Annotated in this window: 18 protein-coding genes; 17 read left to right on the top strand and 1 reads right to left on the bottom strand. The window is 69.6% G+C overall.

The features are described 5' to 3' along the window. Positions 1-2 precede the first annotated feature (2 nt). On the bottom strand, positions 3-1,361 hold the full coding sequence (locus tag B0W80_RS26120) for an MFS transporter (protein ID WP_077002076.1): 1,359 nt from the start codon (positions 1,359-1,361) through the stop codon (positions 3-5). Positions 1,362-1,397: 36 nt separating this feature from the next. Between B0W80_RS26120 and B0W80_RS26115 the strand changes: the two genes are divergently transcribed. The 17 genes from B0W80_RS26115 to B0W80_RS26035 all read left to right on the top strand — a co-directional run bounded on the left by B0W80_RS26115 (position 1,398) and on the right by B0W80_RS26035 (position 17,297). Then, the gene (locus tag B0W80_RS26115; RefSeq protein ID WP_077002075.1) at positions 1,398-2,231 is read left to right on the top strand and encodes a M48 family metallopeptidase; all 834 of its coding nucleotides are present in this window, start codon (positions 1,398-1,400) and stop codon (positions 2,229-2,231) included. Between the two features lie 14 nt (positions 2,232-2,245). Beyond that, positions 2,246-3,157 carry an AraC family transcriptional regulator gene (locus tag B0W80_RS26110; RefSeq protein ID WP_077002074.1) on the top strand — a complete coding sequence of 304 codons (912 nt, stop codon included), beginning with the start codon at positions 2,246-2,248 and terminating at the stop codon, positions 3,155-3,157. Between the two features lie 178 nt (positions 3,158-3,335). Beyond that, entirely contained in the window at positions 3,336-3,731 is a 396-nt protein-coding gene (locus tag B0W80_RS26105; RefSeq protein WP_077002073.1) for an SDR family NAD(P)-dependent oxidoreductase, read from the top strand. A gap of 153 nt (positions 3,732-3,884) precedes the next feature. Then, on the top strand, positions 3,885-5,603 hold the full coding sequence (gene atzF / locus B0W80_RS26100) for an allophanate hydrolase (protein ID WP_077002072.1): 1,719 nt from the start codon (positions 3,885-3,887) through the stop codon (positions 5,601-5,603). Between the two features lie 14 nt (positions 5,604-5,617). After that, entirely contained in the window at positions 5,618-6,616 is a 999-nt protein-coding gene (locus B0W80_RS26095) for an ABC transporter substrate-binding protein (RefSeq protein WP_077002071.1), read from the top strand. Positions 6,617-6,621: 5 nt separating this feature from the next. Continuing rightward, the gene (locus B0W80_RS26090) at positions 6,622-7,452 is read left to right on the top strand and encodes an ABC transporter permease (protein WP_077002070.1); all 831 of its coding nucleotides are present in this window, start codon (positions 6,622-6,624) and stop codon (positions 7,450-7,452) included. Beyond that, on the top strand, positions 7,449-8,282 hold the full coding sequence (locus B0W80_RS26085) for an ABC transporter ATP-binding protein (RefSeq protein WP_077002069.1): 834 nt from the start codon (positions 7,449-7,451) through the stop codon (positions 8,280-8,282). Before B0W80_RS26090 ends, B0W80_RS26085 begins: the two co-directional genes overlap by 4 nt. Before the next feature lie 17 nt (positions 8,283-8,299). Further along, positions 8,300-8,506 carry an AtzG-like protein gene (locus B0W80_RS26080; protein WP_179107029.1) on the top strand — a complete coding sequence of 69 codons (207 nt, stop codon included), beginning with the start codon at positions 8,300-8,302 and terminating at the stop codon, positions 8,504-8,506. Beyond that, positions 8,503-9,930, top strand: a complete 1,428-nt coding sequence (locus B0W80_RS26075) for an AtzE family amidohydrolase (protein WP_077002067.1) — start codon at positions 8,503-8,505, stop codon at positions 9,928-9,930. The genes B0W80_RS26080 and B0W80_RS26075 overlap by 4 nt, the downstream gene beginning before the upstream one ends. Positions 9,931-9,941: 11 nt before the next feature. Then, the gene (gene hpxZ, locus B0W80_RS26070; RefSeq protein WP_077002099.1) at positions 9,942-10,337 is read left to right on the top strand and encodes an oxalurate catabolism protein HpxZ; all 396 of its coding nucleotides are present in this window, start codon (positions 9,942-9,944) and stop codon (positions 10,335-10,337) included. A 26-nt stretch (positions 10,338-10,363) separates the two neighbouring features. Further along, the gene (locus B0W80_RS26065) at positions 10,364-11,479 is read left to right on the top strand and encodes a BMP family ABC transporter substrate-binding protein (protein WP_077002066.1); all 1,116 of its coding nucleotides are present in this window, start codon (positions 10,364-10,366) and stop codon (positions 11,477-11,479) included. A 115-nt stretch (positions 11,480-11,594) separates the two neighbouring features. Then, positions 11,595-12,674 (top strand): ABC transporter permease, encoded by a 1,080-nt coding sequence (locus B0W80_RS26060; protein WP_077002065.1) that lies wholly within the window; start codon positions 11,595-11,597, stop codon positions 12,672-12,674. Then, positions 12,671-13,591: an ABC transporter permease gene (locus B0W80_RS26055; RefSeq protein WP_077002064.1), complete on the top strand. Its 921-nt coding sequence runs from the start codon at positions 12,671-12,673 to the stop codon at positions 13,589-13,591. The genes B0W80_RS26060 and B0W80_RS26055 overlap by 4 nt, the downstream gene beginning before the upstream one ends. A 9-nt stretch (positions 13,592-13,600) precedes the next feature. Continuing rightward, a complete protein-coding gene (locus B0W80_RS26050) occupies positions 13,601-14,305 on the top strand; it encodes a cysteine hydrolase family protein (protein WP_077002063.1) in 705 nt (234 codons plus the stop codon). 13 nt (positions 14,306-14,318) lie between these two features. Then, positions 14,319-15,905, top strand: a complete 1,587-nt coding sequence (locus B0W80_RS26045) for an ABC transporter ATP-binding protein (RefSeq protein ID WP_077002062.1) — start codon at positions 14,319-14,321, stop codon at positions 15,903-15,905. Then, positions 15,905-16,567: a cysteine hydrolase family protein gene (locus tag B0W80_RS26040; RefSeq protein ID WP_077002061.1), complete on the top strand. Its 663-nt coding sequence runs from the start codon at positions 15,905-15,907 to the stop codon at positions 16,565-16,567. The genes B0W80_RS26045 and B0W80_RS26040 overlap by 1 nt, the downstream gene beginning before the upstream one ends. 10 nt (positions 16,568-16,577) lie before the next feature. After that, positions 16,578-17,297 (top strand): GntR family transcriptional regulator, encoded by a 720-nt coding sequence (locus tag B0W80_RS26035; RefSeq protein WP_143684792.1) that lies wholly within the window; start codon positions 16,578-16,580, stop codon positions 17,295-17,297. Positions 17,298-17,377 lie beyond the last annotated feature (80 nt).

Here is a 17,377-nt window from a genome sequence, read left to right as displayed (position 1 = left end):
CATTATGGCGCCGTTTTGGCTCCGACTGTCGTCCGCTGCGCCGGTGCCTTTTTCGCTGCAAGTGCCACCAGCAGCAACACCGGCACTCCCAGGGCCGCCGTCCCGACGAAGAAGGCGTGATATCCGTAAGCGTCGACAAAAGCCCCCGAGTACCCGGCGATGAACTTCGGCAGCAACAGCATCAGCGAGCTGAACAGCGCGTACTGGGTCGCCGAATAGCTCACGTTGGTCAGGCTCGACAGGTAGGCGATGAAGGCCGCCGAGGCGATGCCGCCGGCCAGGTTGTCGGCCGACACCACCAGCACCAGTGCCGTCAGGTCGTGCCCGCGCGTCGCCAGCGCGGCGAACAGCAGGTTGCTGGCCGCACTGAGCACCGCACCCAGCATCAGCACACGCATCACGCCCAGGCGCATCGACAGCACGCCTCCGACGAAGGCGCCGACCAGGGTCATGACCACGCCGTAGATCTTGCTGACGGTGGCGACCTCGTCCTTGGTGAAGCCCATGTCCACGTAGAAAGGGTTGGCCATGATGCCCATCACCACGTCGCTGATCCGGTAGATGGCGATCAGCGCCAGGATCAGCGCCGCCTGCCAGCGGTAGCGCCTGAAGAAATCGGCGAATGGCTCGATCAGCGCGCTTTCGAGCCACTCGCCCATGTTCTTCGCCTTGGGCAGTGCCACGCGCGCGGGCTCGGGCGACAGCAGCACCGTGATGACGCCGATCGCCATCGATGCGGCCATCGCCAGATAGGCGGCTTTCCAGGCACCGTTCTGGTAGCCGGCGCTGCCGGCGATCTCGGCCCACGCCGCGATCCAGAGCACGCCGGCGCCGGCCCAGATCATGGCCAGCCGATACCCGGTCTGGTAGGCCGCCGCCAGGGCCGCCTGCTTGCGCGTGGCCGCCGATTCGATGCGAAAGGCGTCCAGTGCGATGTCCTGCGTGGCCGAGCCGAAAGCCACCAGCAGCGCGCACCAGATCAGCGGTGCGAGCCCGGCGCGCGGATCGTTGAACGCCATGCCCACCAGGCCCGCGATCACCAGCAGCTGCGCCAGCAGCAACCATCCGCGCCGCCGGCCCAGCAAGGTGGTCAGCGGCGGCACCGGCAGGCGGTCGACCAGCGGTGCCCACACCCACTTGAATCCGTAGGCCAGGCCGACCCAGCTGAGGTAGCCGATGGTGGTGCGGTCGATGCCGGCCTCGCGCAGCCGGAAGCTCAGGGTGCCCAGCACCAGCAGCAGCGGCAGGCCCGCGGAGAAGCCCAGCGCCAGCATGCGCAGGGTCGCGGGTTCGAGGTAGACCTTGAGCGCATCGCGCCAGGGCAGGGCAGGGGGATCGGACTCGGCCGGGGATGCGGACATGAAGGAAAGCGATGGAGGCTCTCTTATTATTCCCGCATGTGCCTGCAATGCCCCCCTCGCTCTCCATGGCAGCGTCGCCGTGCGTTCCTGATCGCAGCTGCAGCGGCCGCCGCGGCGCCGGTGACCTTCGCACAAGTGGAGGTGGGCAAGTCCTCGGTCGCACGCAACCTGGTGCCGGCCGAGAACATCGAGCAGGCCGGCGTGCAGCAATACGGCGAGCTGCTGGCGCAGGCCAAGGCCAAGGGCGCGCTGGCCGGTCCCGACAATCCGCAACTGCAGCGCCTGCGCGCCATCGCGGCGCGCCTCATTCCCTTCACCGCGCAGTGGAATGAACGTGCCGCGCGCTGGAAGTGGGAGATCAACCTGATCGGCAGCAAGCAGATCAACGCCTTCTGCCTGCCGGGCGGCAAGATCGCCTTCTTCACCGGCATCCTCGACCAGCTCAAGCTCACCGACGACGAAGTCGCCATGGTCATGGGCCACGAGATGGCGCATGCGCTGCGCGAGCACGCGCGCGCCCGCCTCGCCAAGAGCGCCGGCACCGGCGCTGCGCTGTCGATCGGCGCGCAGCTGCTGGGCCTGGGGCAGGCCGGCGACCTGGCCGCGCGCGCGGGCACGCAACTGCTCACCCTCAAGTTCAGCCGCAGCGACGAGACCGATGCCGACCTGGTCGGGCTCGAACTTGCGGCCCGCGCCGGCTACGACCCCGAGGCCTCGATCTCGCTGTGGAACAAGATGGCGCAGGCCTCCAAGAACCAGGGCGGCCTGAGCTTCCTGTCGACCCACCCGAGCGGCACCGACCGCATCGCCAAGCTCAAGGCCAACGTGCCAAAGGTCGACAGCCTCTATCGCGCCGCCAAACGCGGCTGAAACGGAACACGCCCATGGACCGAGCTCCCGCCGCCATCGGACCCATCGCCGAACTCGCCGCGCTGGTCGACCGCTTCACGCGCGCCGACGGCATCCACACGACGCCGATCGAACGACTGCTGCTCGTGCGCCAGTCGCGCCCCAGCGAGCCCCTTCCCGGCCTGCACCAGCCTGCGCTGTGCATCATCGTGCAGGGCGCCAAGCAGGTCATGCTGCGCGACGAGGTCTATCGCTACGACGCGTCCTGCCACCTGGTGGTGTCGGTCGACCTGCCCGTCATGGGCCAGATCGTCGAGGCGACGCCCGAGGCACCCTACCTCTGCCTGCGCCTGGACCTCGACCCCGGCGAAATCGCCTCGCTCATGCTGCAGACCGGCACGCCGGCTGCAGCCGCCCCGGCCGCCGACGAGGTGCGCGGCCTCTTCCTCGCGCGCAGCACGCCGGCGCTGCTCGACGCCACCCTGCGCCTGGTGCGGCTGCTGGCCACGCCCGAGGACATCGGCGCGCTGGCTCCGCTGGCCGAGCGAGAGATCCTCTACCGCCTGCTGCGCAGCGAGCAGGGCCCGCGGCTGGCGCAGATCGCCACCGCCGGCACCCATGCGCATCGCATCGCCCATGCGATCGGCTGGCTCAAGCAGCACTTCGCGCGGCCGCTGCGCATCGAGGAGATCGCGCGAGAGGTGCACATGAGCGCGTCGTCGCTGCACCACCACTTCCGAGCCGTCACCGCCATGAGCCCCCTGCAGTTCCAGAAGCAGCTGCGGCTGCAGGAGGCGCGTCGGTTGATGCTCAGCGAAACGCTCGACGCGGCCACCGCCTGCCACCGCGTGGGCTACGAAAGCCCTTCGCAGTTCAGCCGCGAATACGCGCGCCTGTTCGGCGCGCCGCCGGGCCGCGACCGGCAGCGGCTGCGCGAGCAGGCCTGACGCACGCGAACCATGTCGACACGCGCGCTGACGTCGGCCGACAGCCGGTGGCGCAGCGTGTTTGCAGGATCGGGCAAGAAGCGTCCTCGAATCGACTACCGCCTGCGGCCTTTGCGTTCCTAGACTTCGGTCCCGCCCGCGGCACGTGCGCCGCGGGTGATTCAACAAGGAACGGACCATGTCGGGAATCCAAGACAAAGTCATCGCCATCACCGGGGCCGGCAGCGGCATCGGCGAGGCCACCGCCAGGCTGCTGGCCGGGCGCGGCGCCCGCGTCATGCTGGGCGCGCCAGGCATCGGCCGGCTCCATGCGCTGGCGCGCGAAATCGCCGAGGCCGGTGGCACCGTGCACTACCAGTCGCTCGACGTCGAGCGGCCGGCCAGCGTACAGAACTTCATCGACGAGGCGCAGGCCGTGTTCGGGCGGGTCGACGTTCTGGTGGACGACGCAGGCTCGGCGGCCGCATCGGCACTGGGTGGCCTGCATCTCACCGTGATCTCGCCGGAAGACGTGGCACGCGCCATCACCGGGCGCTGCGCGTCGATGAGTGCAGCCGCAGTCGACACGGGGTAGCTGATCGAAGCGTTGACCATCGCGATGTCGCGGATGAGGCGATGAGGCGATGAGGCGCCAGTATTCATAAGAGGTCGACCCTGCACCAGCGCGCCAGAAAAGCTTGGCACGCCGCTTGCATCACATCTTGTACACAAGACAGGATGCTTGACGATGGTGCACGAAGCCACAGCCTCGTATCGCAGCGAGGCGCTGAAGAAAGAGCCGCCCGCCGCGGCGGCCAACGCGTGGATCACCCGCCTCGAACCGCTGCTCGCCGGTGCGGCGCAAGGCGCACTGGCCGGCCTGCGCTTCGCCGCCAAGGACAACATCGACGTGGCCGGTGTGCCCACCACTGCCGCCTGCCCGGCCTTCGCGCGCACGCCTGCAGCCCACGCCCATGTGGTGCAGCGCCTGCTCGATGCCGGTGCGAGCCTGGCCGGCAAGACCAACCTCGACCAGTTCGCCTGCGGCCTCAACGGCACGCGCTCGCCCTACGGCGCCGTGCCCAACAGCTTCGATGAGCGCTACGTCTCGGGCGGCTCGAGTTCGGGCTCGGCCTTCGCGGTGGCCACCGGCGAGGTCGACTTCGCGCTCGGCACCGACACCGCAGGCTCCGGCCGCGTGCCGGCCGGTCTCAACAACATCGTCGGCCTCAAGCCCTCGCGCGGATTGATCAGCGCGCGCGGCGTGGTACCGGCTGCGCAGAGCGTGGACTGCGTGTCGATCTTCGCGACGACGGTGGGCCTGGCATGGCGCGTGCTGCAGGCGGCCATGGGCTTCGATGCCGCGGACCCTTACTCGCGTCGCCTGTCGTTGAAGGCGCAGCCCTTGCCCGCGCGCTTCCGCTTCGGCCTGCCGAGCGCGCCGCGCTTCTTCGGCGACTCGCTGTCGCAGGCTGCGTTCACGCATGCCGTGCGGCAGATGGAGGCGCTGGGCGGTACGGCCGTGCCGATCGATTACACGCCCCTGGCCGAGGCCGCAGCGCTGCTGTACGACAGCGCCCTGGTGGCCGAGCGCTACGCCGCCGTGCGCAGCTTCGTCGACGGCAAGGAAGACCAGGTCGTCGAGCCGGTGCGCGGCATCCTGGCCGCCGGCCGCCGCTACAGCGCCGCCGACTACGTCGATGCGCGCATCCGCCTCCAGGCGCTGGCACAGCGCGCCGATGCGATGTGGGACGACATCGACCTGCTGCTCGTGCCCACCGCGCCCGCGCATTACACCGTCGACGCGATGCGTGCCGCGCCGGTGGTGCTCAACCGCAACCTCGGCGAGTACACCAACTTCGTCAATCTGCTCGACTACGCGGCGCTGTCGGTGCCCTCCGGCCTGCGCGACGACGGACTGCCCTTCGGCGTGACGCTCATCGGCCGCTGCGGCAGCGACCTGCAGCTCGCCGAACTGGGCCAGCGTTTCCATCACGCCACCGGGCTCACGCAAGGCGCGACCGGCCGCCCGCTGCCGCCGGTCGAGACGCTGCCGACGCAGGCCGAGGCGCCCGCCATCCGCCTCGCCGTGGTGGGCGCGCACCTGTCGGGCATGCCGCTGAACGGCCAGTTGACCGAGCGCGGCGCCACGCTCCTCTCGCAGACCAGCACGGCGCCGCATTACCGCCTCTACGCATTGCCCGGCACCGTGCCGCCCAAGCCCGGCCTGGTGCGCGTCGCACCGTCGGAAGGCGCGGCGATCGCCGTCGAGATCTGGCAGATGCCGCTCGCGCACTACGGCAGCTTCGTCGCGCTGATCCCGTCGCCCCTGGGCATCGGCACGCTGCAGCTCGCGGACGGCAGCCAGGTGCAGGGCTTCCTGTGCGAAGGCCTCGCCACCGAAGGCGCCGAGGACATCACGCACCTGGGCGGCTGGCGCCGCTTCATCGAATCACGCAAGGCATGACAAGGAGTTTCCGAATGCGCATTTCCTCATCGAACCCGGGCAGCTCGCGGCGACGCGTGCTGCAGGCCGGTGCGGCCGGCCTCGCCGTGCTGGCCGCGCCTGCGGTGCTGGCCCAGGCCGCGCCCAAGATCCGCGTCGGCTATTGGCCGGTGGCGGCGGGCCTGCCCTTCTTCGCGGCCGTGGACCGCGGCTATTTCAAGGAAGCCGGCCTCGACGTCGAGCCGCTCAAGTTCGCCGGCGCGCAGCAGGTGATGGAGGCCATGCTCTCGAGCCGCTCGGACGGCAGCTCCAATGGCACCGGCTCGGCCAACCTGGCCATCGGCGAGATCGCGCAGCCCGGCCTGTTCAAGATCTTCTGCACCAACCCGAGCAACGCCAAGTTCGTGCTCGACGAGTTCATCGTCGCCAAGGACAGCCCCATCAAGGCCATGGCCGAGCTCAAGGGAAAGAAGGTGGCCTCGGGCCCCGGCATCCAGAACGTGACGCTGTGCAAGACCATGCTCGAACGCGCGGGCGCGACCGGCGCATCGGTGTCCGAACTGCCGATCGGCCAGCACGTGGCCGCGCTCGCCGCGGGCCAGGTCGATGCCTGCTACACGCTCGAGCCCACCGGCACCGTCGGCCGCCTCAACGGCACCACGCGCGTGCTCGAGGCCGGCGTGGTCGCGCGCTACATCCTCGGCGACCCGATGGCGCCGTGGCACGGCGGCGCCGCCAGCCTGACGACCGAGTTCATCAAGAAGAACCCCGACGCGGCGAAGAAGTACGTCGCCGCCTATGCGCGCGGCGTCGAGCTGGTGCGCAGCAAGCCCGAGGACGCGCGTCAGCACATGAAGGGCTACACCGCCATCGAGGGCGCGCTCACGGCCGAAGTGCCGCTGGCTTCCTACATGCTCTACAACGAGTTCAAGCCCAGCGACCTGGCCTACTTCCAGAAGTTCTACGACCTGTTCACCGACAAGGGGATCTTCGAAAAGAAGGTCGTGGTGGACGGCCTCATCTACAGGGGCTGACCATCATGGCCGACGCGACGACCACCGCCTCCGGCACGCCGTGGGCACCCCCTGCCGCCACGGCGGGCGCGATCCCCAAGACACCCTTGGCGCAGCGCCTGCTGCCCGCCATCGGACCGGTGGCCCTGTTCATCATCTGGGACCTGGTGGTGCGGCTGGGCTTCATCAAACCCATCCTGCTGCCCGCCCCGGCCGATACCGTCAGCACGCTCATCACCGGCCTCGCCGGCGGACCGCTGCTCGCCGACTTCGCGATCACGGTGTGGCGCACGGCGCAGGCCTTCCTCATCGCGGCCATCGTCGGCGTGCCCCTCGGCGTGCTGCTGGGCAGCAACGAGAAGGCCTACCGCAGCGTGGAGTTCCTGATCGACTTCTTCCGCTCGACGCCCAGCTCGGCTTTGATCCCGCTGTTCCTGATGATCTTCGGCACCTCGGACGTCAACAAGGTGGCCATCGCGGCCTTCGGCGCGATGCTGATCGTGGTGTTCAACAGCGCCTACGGCGTGATCAACGCGCGCAAGCAGCGCGTGATGGCAGCCAAGGTGATGGGCGCCACGCGCTGGCAGACTTTTCGCGACGTGCTGGTGTGGGAGAGCCTGCAGCCCAGCTTCGTCGGCCTGCGCTCGGCGGTGTCGATGGCGCTCGTGATCGTGATCGTCGCCGAGATGTTCATCGGCGCTGATTCGGGCCTGGGCAACCGCATCATCAACGCGCAGCAGGTGCTCAACGTGAAGAGCATGTACGCCGCCATCCTCGCGGCCGGTGCCTTGGGTTACGCGTTGAACATCCTTTTCCTGATGGCCGAACGCCGCATCGTGCACTGGAGCGGACGATGAGAGCCGCCACCGACACCGTGATCAACGGCCCCGTCTATGCCGACGTGCCCAAGCCCGCGTTCCAACCCGGCCCGGCCGGCACGCACATCACCATCCGCGGCCTGACCAAGTACTTCGCCGGCTGGCCGCTGTACGAGAACTTCGACCTCGACATTCCCAAGGGTCGCATCGTGTCGGTCTTCGGGCCCAACGGCTGCGGCAAGTCGACGCTGATCAACATGATCGCGGGGCTCATCCCCATCGACTCGGGCGAGATCCTGTTCGACGGCAAATCGCTCAAGGACACCAAGATCGGCTACGTGTTCCAGAACTATCGCGAGGCGATGTTCCCGTGGATGCGCACCATCGACAACATCGCCTATCCGCTGAAGCTCGAAGGCCGTACGAAGGCCGAGGTCGATCGCCGCATGGCGGAGCTGGTGGCCTCCTTCGACGTCAAGTTCGACCTGAACCGCTACCCCTACGAACTCTCGGGCGGCCAGCAGCAGACCGCGTCGATCATGCGCGCGCTGGCCCCCGGGCCGGAGGTGCTGTTCCTCGACGAGCCCTTCTCGGCGCTCGACTTCGAGATGACGCTCTTCATCCGCGAGAAGCTGCAGGAGGTCTTCATGCAGACCGGCACCACCATGCTGCTGGTGTCGCACGACCTGGAGGAAGCGGTGTACCTGGCCGACCAGGTGCTGCTGCTCACCAAGCGGCCCACGCGCGTGGCCGAAATCCTCAGCTACGGCGACGCCCGGCCGCGCACCGTCGAAACCTTGAGCGCGCCGAGCTTCGTCGCCACCAAGAAGCAGAGCCTGGAGATTTTCCAGCGCGAAGTCCGACGCTGAACACCATGCCGCGCGCCATGAAGCCTGCCCCGATCGAAAGCTACGTCGATGCCGCCGCGGCCGCGCTGGACCTGCGTCTGCGCTCCGACCATCGCCCTGGCGTGCTGCGCTATTTCGCGCTGGCGGCCGAGTTCGCCGCCGTGGTCGATGCCGTGCCGCTCGACATGCACGATGAAAGCGCCGTGCACTTCGTGCCGGTGGTGCCCACGGAGCCGCAGGAATGACGCCGGCCGACCTGCTGCTGAAAGACGCCGCCGCGATGGCGCAGGCGGTGCGCTCGGGCGCCGTGAGCGCGGTCGCGCTGGTGCAGGCCAGCCTGGAGCGTATCGCCGCCACCGAAGGCCGCGTCAACGCCTTCACCAGCGTGGTCCGCGACCGCGCGCTGCGCCGTGCGGCACAGGTCGATGGGTCGCTGGCCTCCGCGCACGGCGTGCGCACGCGCGAACTGCCGCTGCTCGGCGTTCCGTTCGCGGTCAAGAACCTGTTCGACATCGCAGGCCTGCCGACCCTGGCCGGCTCGAAGATCGAGGCTGAGCGCGAGCCGGCGCGTGGCGATGCCACGCTGGTGCGCCGGCTGGAGAGTGCCGGCGCGGTGCTGGTCGGTGCGCTCAACATGGACGAGTACGCCTACGGCTTCACCACCGAGAACAGCCACGCGGGCGCGACGCACAATCCGCACGACCTCGACCGCATCGCCGGCGGGTCGTCCGGCGGTTCGGGTGCGGCCGTCGCGGCGGGCCAGGTGCCGCTGACGCTGGGCTCCGACACCAACGGCTCGATCCGCGTGCCGGCTTCGCTCAACGGCGTGTTCGGGCTCAAGCCCACCTTCGGCCGGCTGCCGCGCACCGGCAGCTACCCCTTCGTCTCCAGCCTCGACCACCTCGGCCCCTTCGCGCGCACCGCACGCGACCTCGCGCTGGCCTACGACGCGATGCAGGGCCCGGAGCGCTTCGGCCCGATCGATGCCGGCTGCGCGCAGCGCGAGGTCGAGCCCGTGACGCACACGCTGTCGCGCGGCGCACAGAGCCTGCGCATCGGCGTGCTCGGCGGCTGGTTCCGCCAGCAGGCGATGCCCGAGGCGCTGGCGGCCGTCGACGCGGTGGCGCAGGCGCTCGGCGCGAGCCGCACGGTGGAGCTTCCGCTGGTCGAGGCCGGGCGCGCTGCCGCCTTCCTGATCACCAATTCGGAAGGCGCCGCATTGCACCTGAACGACCTGCGCACGCGGCCGCAGGACTTCGAGCCGCTGTCGCGCGACCGCTTCCTGGCCGGCGCGCTGCTGCCGGCCGCCTGGGTGGCGCGTGCGCAGCGCGTGCGGCGGCTCTATGCCGCGCAGGTGTCGCGCGTGTTCGAGCGCTTCGACATCCTGCTCGCGGCCGCCACGCCCTGCGCCGCGACGCCGATCGGCGCCGAGTGGCTCGAACTGCAGGGCAAGCGCATGCCGTTGCGCCCCAGCATGGGCGTGCTGACCCAGCCCATCTCGTGCATCGGCCTGCCCGTATGCGCGGTGCCGGTGTGGGGTGCGCACGACAGCATGCCCATCGGCGTGCAGATCATCGGCGCGCCCTGGCGTGAAGACCTGGTGCTGCGCGTGGCGGCCGAACTCGAATCCGCCGGCGCGGTGCAGGCGCCGGTCGCGAGGCTCGCATGAAGGACGACGCCATGACCTCGCTCGCCATCAACCTGCCCGACGTGCGGGCCGAAGTCGAAGCCGTGTTCGCGCGCTACGAGGACGCGCTGGTCCACAACCAGGTCGAGGTGCTCGACGAACTGTTCTGGAACAGCCCGCACACGCTGCGCTACGGCGCCACCGAGAACCTCTACGGCTATGCGGCCATCCAGGCCTTTCGCGCGGCGCGGCCGGCGCAGGGGCTGGCGCGCGTGCTGCTGCGCACCGTCATCACCACCTACGGCCGCGACTTCGCGACCGCCGACTGCGAGTTCCGCCGCGAAGGCAGCACGAAGACCGGACGCCAGAGCCAGACCTGGATGCGTACCGGCGACGGCTGGCGCGTGGTGGCCGCGCACGTGAGCCTCATCGATTCACCGACCCCCTGATCTCCTTCCACTACCCGGAGCACACCATGAGCCAGTTCAACCGACGTGATTCCCTCAAGTCCCTCGCCGCGCTCGCCTCCGCCTCCACGCTGGGCGGCTGGAGCGCGCTGGCCGCCGCGCAGAAGCCCCTGACCGTCGGCGTGATCTACGTCGGCCCGCGCGACGACTACGGCTACAACCAGGCGCACGCCCAGGCCGCGGCCGAAATCAAGAAGCTGCCCGGCATCAAGGTGGTGGAAGAAGAGAACGTGCCCGAGACCGCGGCCGTGCAGAAGACGATGACCGGCATGATCGCGCAGGACGGCGCGAAGCTGCTGTTCCCCACGTCCTTCGGTTACTTCGATCCGCACATCCTCGCGCTCGCGCCCAAGAACCCCGACGTGCGCTTCTCGCACTGCGGCGGCCTGTGGGCCGAGGGCAAGCATCCGAAGAACGTGGGCAGCTTCTTCGGCTACATCGACGAATGCCAGTTCCTGAACGGCGTGGTGGCCGGCCACATGACGAAGAGCAACAAGATCGCCTTCGTCGCGGCCAAGCCCATTCCGCAGGTGCTGCGCAACATCAACGCCTTCACGCTGGGCGCGCGTTCGGTCAAGCCGGGCATCACCTGCAGCGTGATCTTCACCGGCGACTGGTCGATGGCGGTGAAGGAGGCCGAGGCCACCAACAGCCTGGCCGACCAGGGCTGCGACGTCTTCACCATGCACGTGGACGGCCCCAAGGTGGTGGTGGAGACCGCGTCCAAGCGCGGCAAGATGGTCTGCGGCTACCACGCGAGCCAGGCCAAGCTGGCGCCCAACGCCTACCTGACCGGCGCCGAATGGAACTGGCTCACGGCCTACAAGACCATCGTCGAGGCGGCGCAAGCCGGCAAGCCGCATCCCAACTTCCTGCGCGGCGGGCTCAAGGAAGGCTACGTGAAGATGTCGGCCTACGGCCCGATGGTCAGCGACGCGGCGAAGAAGAACGCCGAGGACGTCAAGGCCAGGATGCTGGCGGGCAGCTTCGACATCTTCCAGGGCGGGCTAAAGGACAACAAGGGCGCGGTGGTCATCCCGGCTGGCAAGGCGTTGAAGCAGACCGATCTCGAGCTGGAAAAGATGAACTACCTCGTCGAGGGTGTCGTAGGCTCAGTCGGCTGAACATGACTGCCCCCCGGCTTTTCACTCGCTGCGCTCCTGTAACTCCACCCCCCGAGGGGGAGGCCCGGCCGCCTTGGGGCGGCCCGGCGGCGGCCGGCATCTTCGGTTCTCTGCCATGCCCAACGCACTGAAGGAAGCCCTGCTGCCCGTGTTCGCCATCGCGGCGGCGCTGCTGCTGTTCGGCGTCTTCGTCTGGTTCGCCGGTGCGAGCCCGGTGGAGACCTGGATCATCCTGTTCAAGGGGGCCTTCGGCGACTGGTTCTCGTGGCAGAACACGTTGCAGCGCGCGGCGCCGCTGATGCTGACGGCGTTGTGCGTGGCCATCCCGGCGCGTGCGGGCCTGGTCATCATCGGCGGCGAAGGCGCGCTGGTGCTCGGCGGCCTGGCCTGCGCGGCCTTGCCCTATGTGCTGCCGCTGCCGGGCAACGCGATCGGTTCGCTCGCGCTGTGCATCGCCGGCGCGATCGCGGGCGCGCTCTGGATCGCGCTGGCCGGCTGGCTGCGGCAGTACCGCGGCATCAACGAGACCATCAGCAGCCTGCTGCTGGCCTACGTCGCGATCGGCGTGTTCAAGCACCTGGTCGAAGGCGTACTGCGCGATCCGGCCAGCCTGAACAAGCCGGCCACGCGCTCGCTGGCCGAAGGCTTGGCGATCGGCGGCATCGGTGGCTCGGACGTGCATTGGGGCCTCGCGATCGGCATCGTCGCGTGCCTGGTCTCGGGGCTGTGGTTGCGCGCCACCGCGTCCGGCTTCGCGGTGCGGGTGGTCGGCGGCAACCCGCGCACGGCGCAGCTGGTGGGGCTGCCCGCCAACCGGCTGATCCTGGCGGCTTGCGGCATCGGCGGCGCTTGCGCTGGCGTGGCCGGCGCGGTCGAGGTCGCGGCCGTCCACACCAACGCCAACGCGTCGATCATCGCGGGCTACGGCTACGCGGGCATCCTGGTGTCCTTCATCGCGCGCCACAACCCGGTGGCGGTGATTCCCGTGGCCATCCTGTTCGGCGGCTTCGGCGCCGCGGGCAGCCTGCTGCAGCGGCGGCTGGGCCTGCCCGATGCCTCGGTGCTGGTGCTGCAGGGCCTGGCCTTCGTGCTCATCCTCGCGAGCGAAGGGTTGCGCATGGTCGACTGGAAGCAGCTTCTGAAGAGCCGCGCGCCGGCCGCGCCCGAGCCGCAGCTGCGCAAGGAGCCCATATGACGATGGACCCGTGGATCGCTTTCGTGGCAGGCATCGTCGGCGGTGCGCTGCGCGTCGGTGTGCCCTTTCTGTTCGTGAGCCTGGGCGAATGCCTCACCGAGAAATCGGGCCGCATCAACCTCGGGCTCGAAGGCGTGCTGGTGCTCTCGGCCATGGCCTCGTTCGGGGGAGCCTGGCTCACGGGCTCGGCCTGGCTGGGCGTGCTCATCGGTGCCACGGCCGGTGCGCTGCTGGCGCTCTTGCATGGGTTGCTGTGCTCGCTCGATCGCGTCAACGACGTCGCCACCGGCATCGCGCTGATGCTCTTCGGCACCGGGCTGGCCTTCTACCTGGGCAAGCCGCTGATCCAGCCGCAGGCGCCGCAGCTGCCTGCAATTCCGCTGGGCGACTGGAGCGACAACCCGGTGGTGCGCGCGGCGCTGCAGGTCAACGCGCTGGTGCCGGTGGGCATCGTGCTGGCCATCGCCATGTGGTGGGCCTTCGCGCACACGCGCATCGGGCTCCTGGTTCGCATGGCGGGCGATTCGGCCAATGCCACGCGCGCGCTCGGCTATTCGGTGGCGGGGCTGCGCATCGCGGCGACCACCGCCGGCGGCTTCATCGCGGGACTCGGGGGATCCTCGCTCACGCTGTTCTACCCCGGCAGCTGGAACGAAGGCATCTCGAGCGGGCAGGGCCTGATCGCGGTGGCACTGGTGATCTTCGCGCGCTGGAGCCCGCTGCGCTGCATCGGCGCGGCGCTGCTCTTCGGCGGTGCCGGCGCGCTCGGCCCGGCACTGCAATCCGTCGGCTTGGGCTGGGGCTATCACCTGTTCAACACGGTGCCCTACCTGCTCACGCTGCTGATCCTGGTGCTCACCTGCAAGCCGGGCAGCGTGGCTGCCGGCAGCCCGGGCGAGCTGTCTTCCACCCGATGAGCCGACACCATGAGTACCGCTGAACGCTTCGTCTCCGCCGACCCCTACGCCTGGCCCTACAACGGCGCGCTGCGGCCCGACAACACCGCGCTGATCGTCATCGACATGCAGACCGACTTCTGCGGCAAGGGCGGCTACGTCGACGTGATGGGCTACGACCTGACGCTGGTGCAGGCGCCGATCGAGCCCATCGCCCGGACGATGGCGCGGATGCGGGCGCTGGGCTTCCACATCATCCACACGCGCGAAGGCCACCGGCCGGACCTGGCCGACCTGCCGGCCAACAAGCGCTGGCGCTCGCGCCAGATCGGCTCCGGCGGCGTGGGCATCGGCGACGCGGGGCCGTGCGGCCGCATCCTCGTGCGCGGCGAGCCGGGGTGGGACATCATTCCGGCGCTGGCGCCGCTGCCAGACGAGGTGGTGATCGACAAGCCCGGCAAGGGCTCGTTCTACGCCACCGACCTCGAACTGGTGCTGCGCACGCGCGGCATCGAGAACCTCATCCTCGCGGGCATCACCACCGACGTCTGCGTGCACACCACGATGCGCGACGCCAACGACCGCGGCTTCGAATGCCTGCTGCTGTCGGACTGCACGGCAGCCACCGACCACGGCAACCATCTCGCCGCGCTGAAGATGATCACCATGCAGGGCGGCGTGTTCGGCGCGCACGCCACCTCGGCCGCGCTGCTCGAAGCGCTGGCCGCGATGTAGGGGAGCCCATCTCATGGCCGATGCTTCCGAAACACCCATCGGCGCGCTGCCGGCCGGCACCGGCGCGCTCGCGCTCGACACCTATCACCTGACCAAGCGCTTCGGCGACTTCACCGCGCTCGACAGCGTCAGCATGTGCGTCGAGCCCGGCAGCGTGCATGCGCTGCTGGGCGAGAACGGCGCCGGCAAGAGCACGCTGGTCAAGTGCGTGGCCGGCTTCCAGCGTGCGGAGGAAGGCAGCATCCTGATCGACGGGCGCGAGCAGGAGATCGCCAATCCGGTGGTGGCGCGTGCGCTCGGCATCGGCATGGTCTACCAGCATTTCACGCTGGCGCCGGGCATGACGGTGGCCGAGAACCTGCTGCTGGCCGGCGGCCGCACGCCGGCCGTGATCGACTGGAAGCGGCAGCGCGCCGAGCTGGAGGACTTTCTCGCGACCACGCCCTTCCGGCTGGACCTGGACCTCCGCCCCGCGGCGCTGGCGGCCGGCGAGAAGCAGAAGCTCGAACTGCTCAAGCAGCTCTACCTGAAGCCGCGCCTGCTGATCCTCGACGAGCCCACCTCGGTGCTCACGCCGCAGGAAGCGGACGAGGTGCTGGGCCACGTGCGTGCCTTCGCACGCAGCGGACTGTGCTCGGTGCTCATCATCACGCACAAGTTTCGCGAGGTGACGGCCTACGCCGACAACGTGACCGTGCTGCGCCGGGGCAAGGCGGTGCACCACTGCCGCGTGGACCAGACCGACCCGGCCCGCCTCGCCGCCGCGATGATGGGGGAAGGCGAGCCACCGCCCCCGCCGGAGGGCGACACGGCGGCCGCCGATGCGGCCCGGCCGTCAATCGCGGCCGATGCGCCGGTGGCGCTGCGCGTGCAGGGCCTGCGCGCGCAAGGCGATCGCGGAACGCTGGCGGTGCACGACCTGAGCCTCGGCGTGCGCGCGGGCGAAATCCTCGGTGTGGCGGGCGTGTCGGGCAACGGGCAGCGGGAACTGGTCGAGGCCCTGGTCGGCCAGCGGCCGCGGCTGGCCGGCGAGGTCGAGGTGATGGGCGAGCCCTATGCGGCGCGCCGCGACGAGAATCGCCGGCTCAAGGTGCGCAGCCTGCCGGAGGAGCCATTGCGCAACGCCTGCGTCGGCAACCTGAGCGTGGCCGAGAACATGGCGCTGCGCGACTTCGACCAGCCGCCGCTCGCCCGCGCCGGCGTGCTCGCCTTCGGTGTCTGGCGGCGCCGCGCGCGCGAATGGATCGCCGAGTACGGCATCAAGACGCGCGGCGAGGGCGCACCGATCGGCAGCCTCTCGGGCGGCAACGTGCAGCGCGCGGTGCTGGCGCGCGAGTTGGCCGGCGACATCAACGTGCTGATCGCGGCCAACCCGGTGTTCGGCCTGGACTTCGCGGCAGTGGCGGAGATCCATGGGCGCATCCGGCAGGTGCGCGCGCGCGGCGGTGCGGTGCTGCTGGTCAGCGAGGATCTGGACGAACTGCTCGAGATGGCCGACCGGATCGTGGTGATGAGCGAGGGCAAGGTGGTCTACGAGACGGCTGCGGAAGATGCGGAACGGCACGTGCTGGGCGGGCACATGGGCGGAGGGCACCATTGATGAAGCTCGATGCGAATCCTTTCCCTTTCGAGTTCCAGCTCGAGCGAAGCGCCCTGGTCATCATCGACATGCAGCGCGACTTCGTCGAACCCGGTGGGTTTGGCGAAACGCTGGGCAACGACGTGTCGCTGCTGCAGGCCATCATCCCTGCCGCCCGGGCCGTGCTCGAAGCCTGGCGCAGCAAAGGCGGACTGGTCGTCCACACGCGCGAGGCGCATCGGCCCGACCTGGCCGACTGCCCGCCCGCCAAGCGCAACCGCGGCGCGCCGACACTGCGGATCGGCGACGAGGGGCCGATGGGCCGCATCCTGATTGCAGGCGAGCCCGGCAACCAGATCATCGACGCGCTCGCACCCATCGACGGCGAGATCGTCATCGACAAGCCGGGCAAGGGCGCCTTCTACGCCACCCACCTGCAAAGCGAACTGCAGCGGCGCGGCATCCGCGGCCTGATCTTCATGGGCGTGACCACCGAGGTCTGCGTGCAGACCAGCATGCGAGAGGCCAACGACCGCGGCTACGACGGCCTGCTGCTGGAGGACTGCACCGAGAGCTACTTCCCCGCCTTCAAGGCCGCGACGCTGGAGATGATCAGCGCCCAGGGCGCGATCGTGGGCTGGACCGCGCCGAGCGCCAGCTTGCTCGCGGCGCTGGAGGGCTAACATCTTTCCCGTGCCCAACACCGTCAAGACCCGACCCGCCGCCGAAGAAGCCGCTTTTCGCACCCGCGCAGACGAGGTCTACGCGCAGCTCAAGCGCGACGTCGCCGAGTTCAGCCTGGTGCCGGGCGACCGCTTCACCGAGAACGAGATCAGCGAGCGGCTCGGCGTCTCGCGCACGCCGGTGCGCCAGGCGCTCTTTCGGCTGCAGCAGGAGGGCTACGTCGAGGTGCTGTTCCGCAGCGGCTGGCGCGTGCTGCCCTTCGACTTCGATCAGTTCGAGCAGATGTACGACCTGCGCATGGTGCTCGAGACCACCGCCGTGCACCGCTTGTGCGAGAGCGATCGGCGCATCGACCGCCGGCTGCTGGACAGCCTGGTCGACACCTGGCTCGTGCCCGTGGCGCAGCGCAGCGCCGATGGCGTCCAGGTCGCGCAGTGGGACGAAGCCTTTCATTGCTCGCTGGTCGCCGCCGCCGGCAATGCCGAGATGGCCCGTGTGCACCGCGACGTGACCGACCGCATCCGCATCATCCGGCGCCTCGACTTCACCCAGCAGCCGCGCATCGACGCCACCTACGACGAGCACGCGAAGATCCTGAAGGCGGTGCGCGCCAACCGCGGCGACCAGGCGGCCATGTTGCTGCGTGCGCACATCGAGACCAGCCAGGCCGAGGTGCGCAAGATCACGCTGCACCAGGTGCACATGGCACGGAACGCGGGCCGCCGCTGATGGCGTGAGGCCAGAGACACCGCGGAACCGGCTTTGCCGGGCCGCTGGTGTCGCCCCCGGTGAGGGGGTTGGCGAAGCGA

The sequence above is a fragment of the Variovorax sp. KK3 genome (genome assembly GCF_001984055.1).
In the GTDB taxonomy this organism is placed as follows: Bacteria; Pseudomonadota; Gammaproteobacteria; order Burkholderiales; family Burkholderiaceae_C; genus Variovorax.
This window is presented reverse-complemented; position numbering and strand designations above follow the sequence as displayed.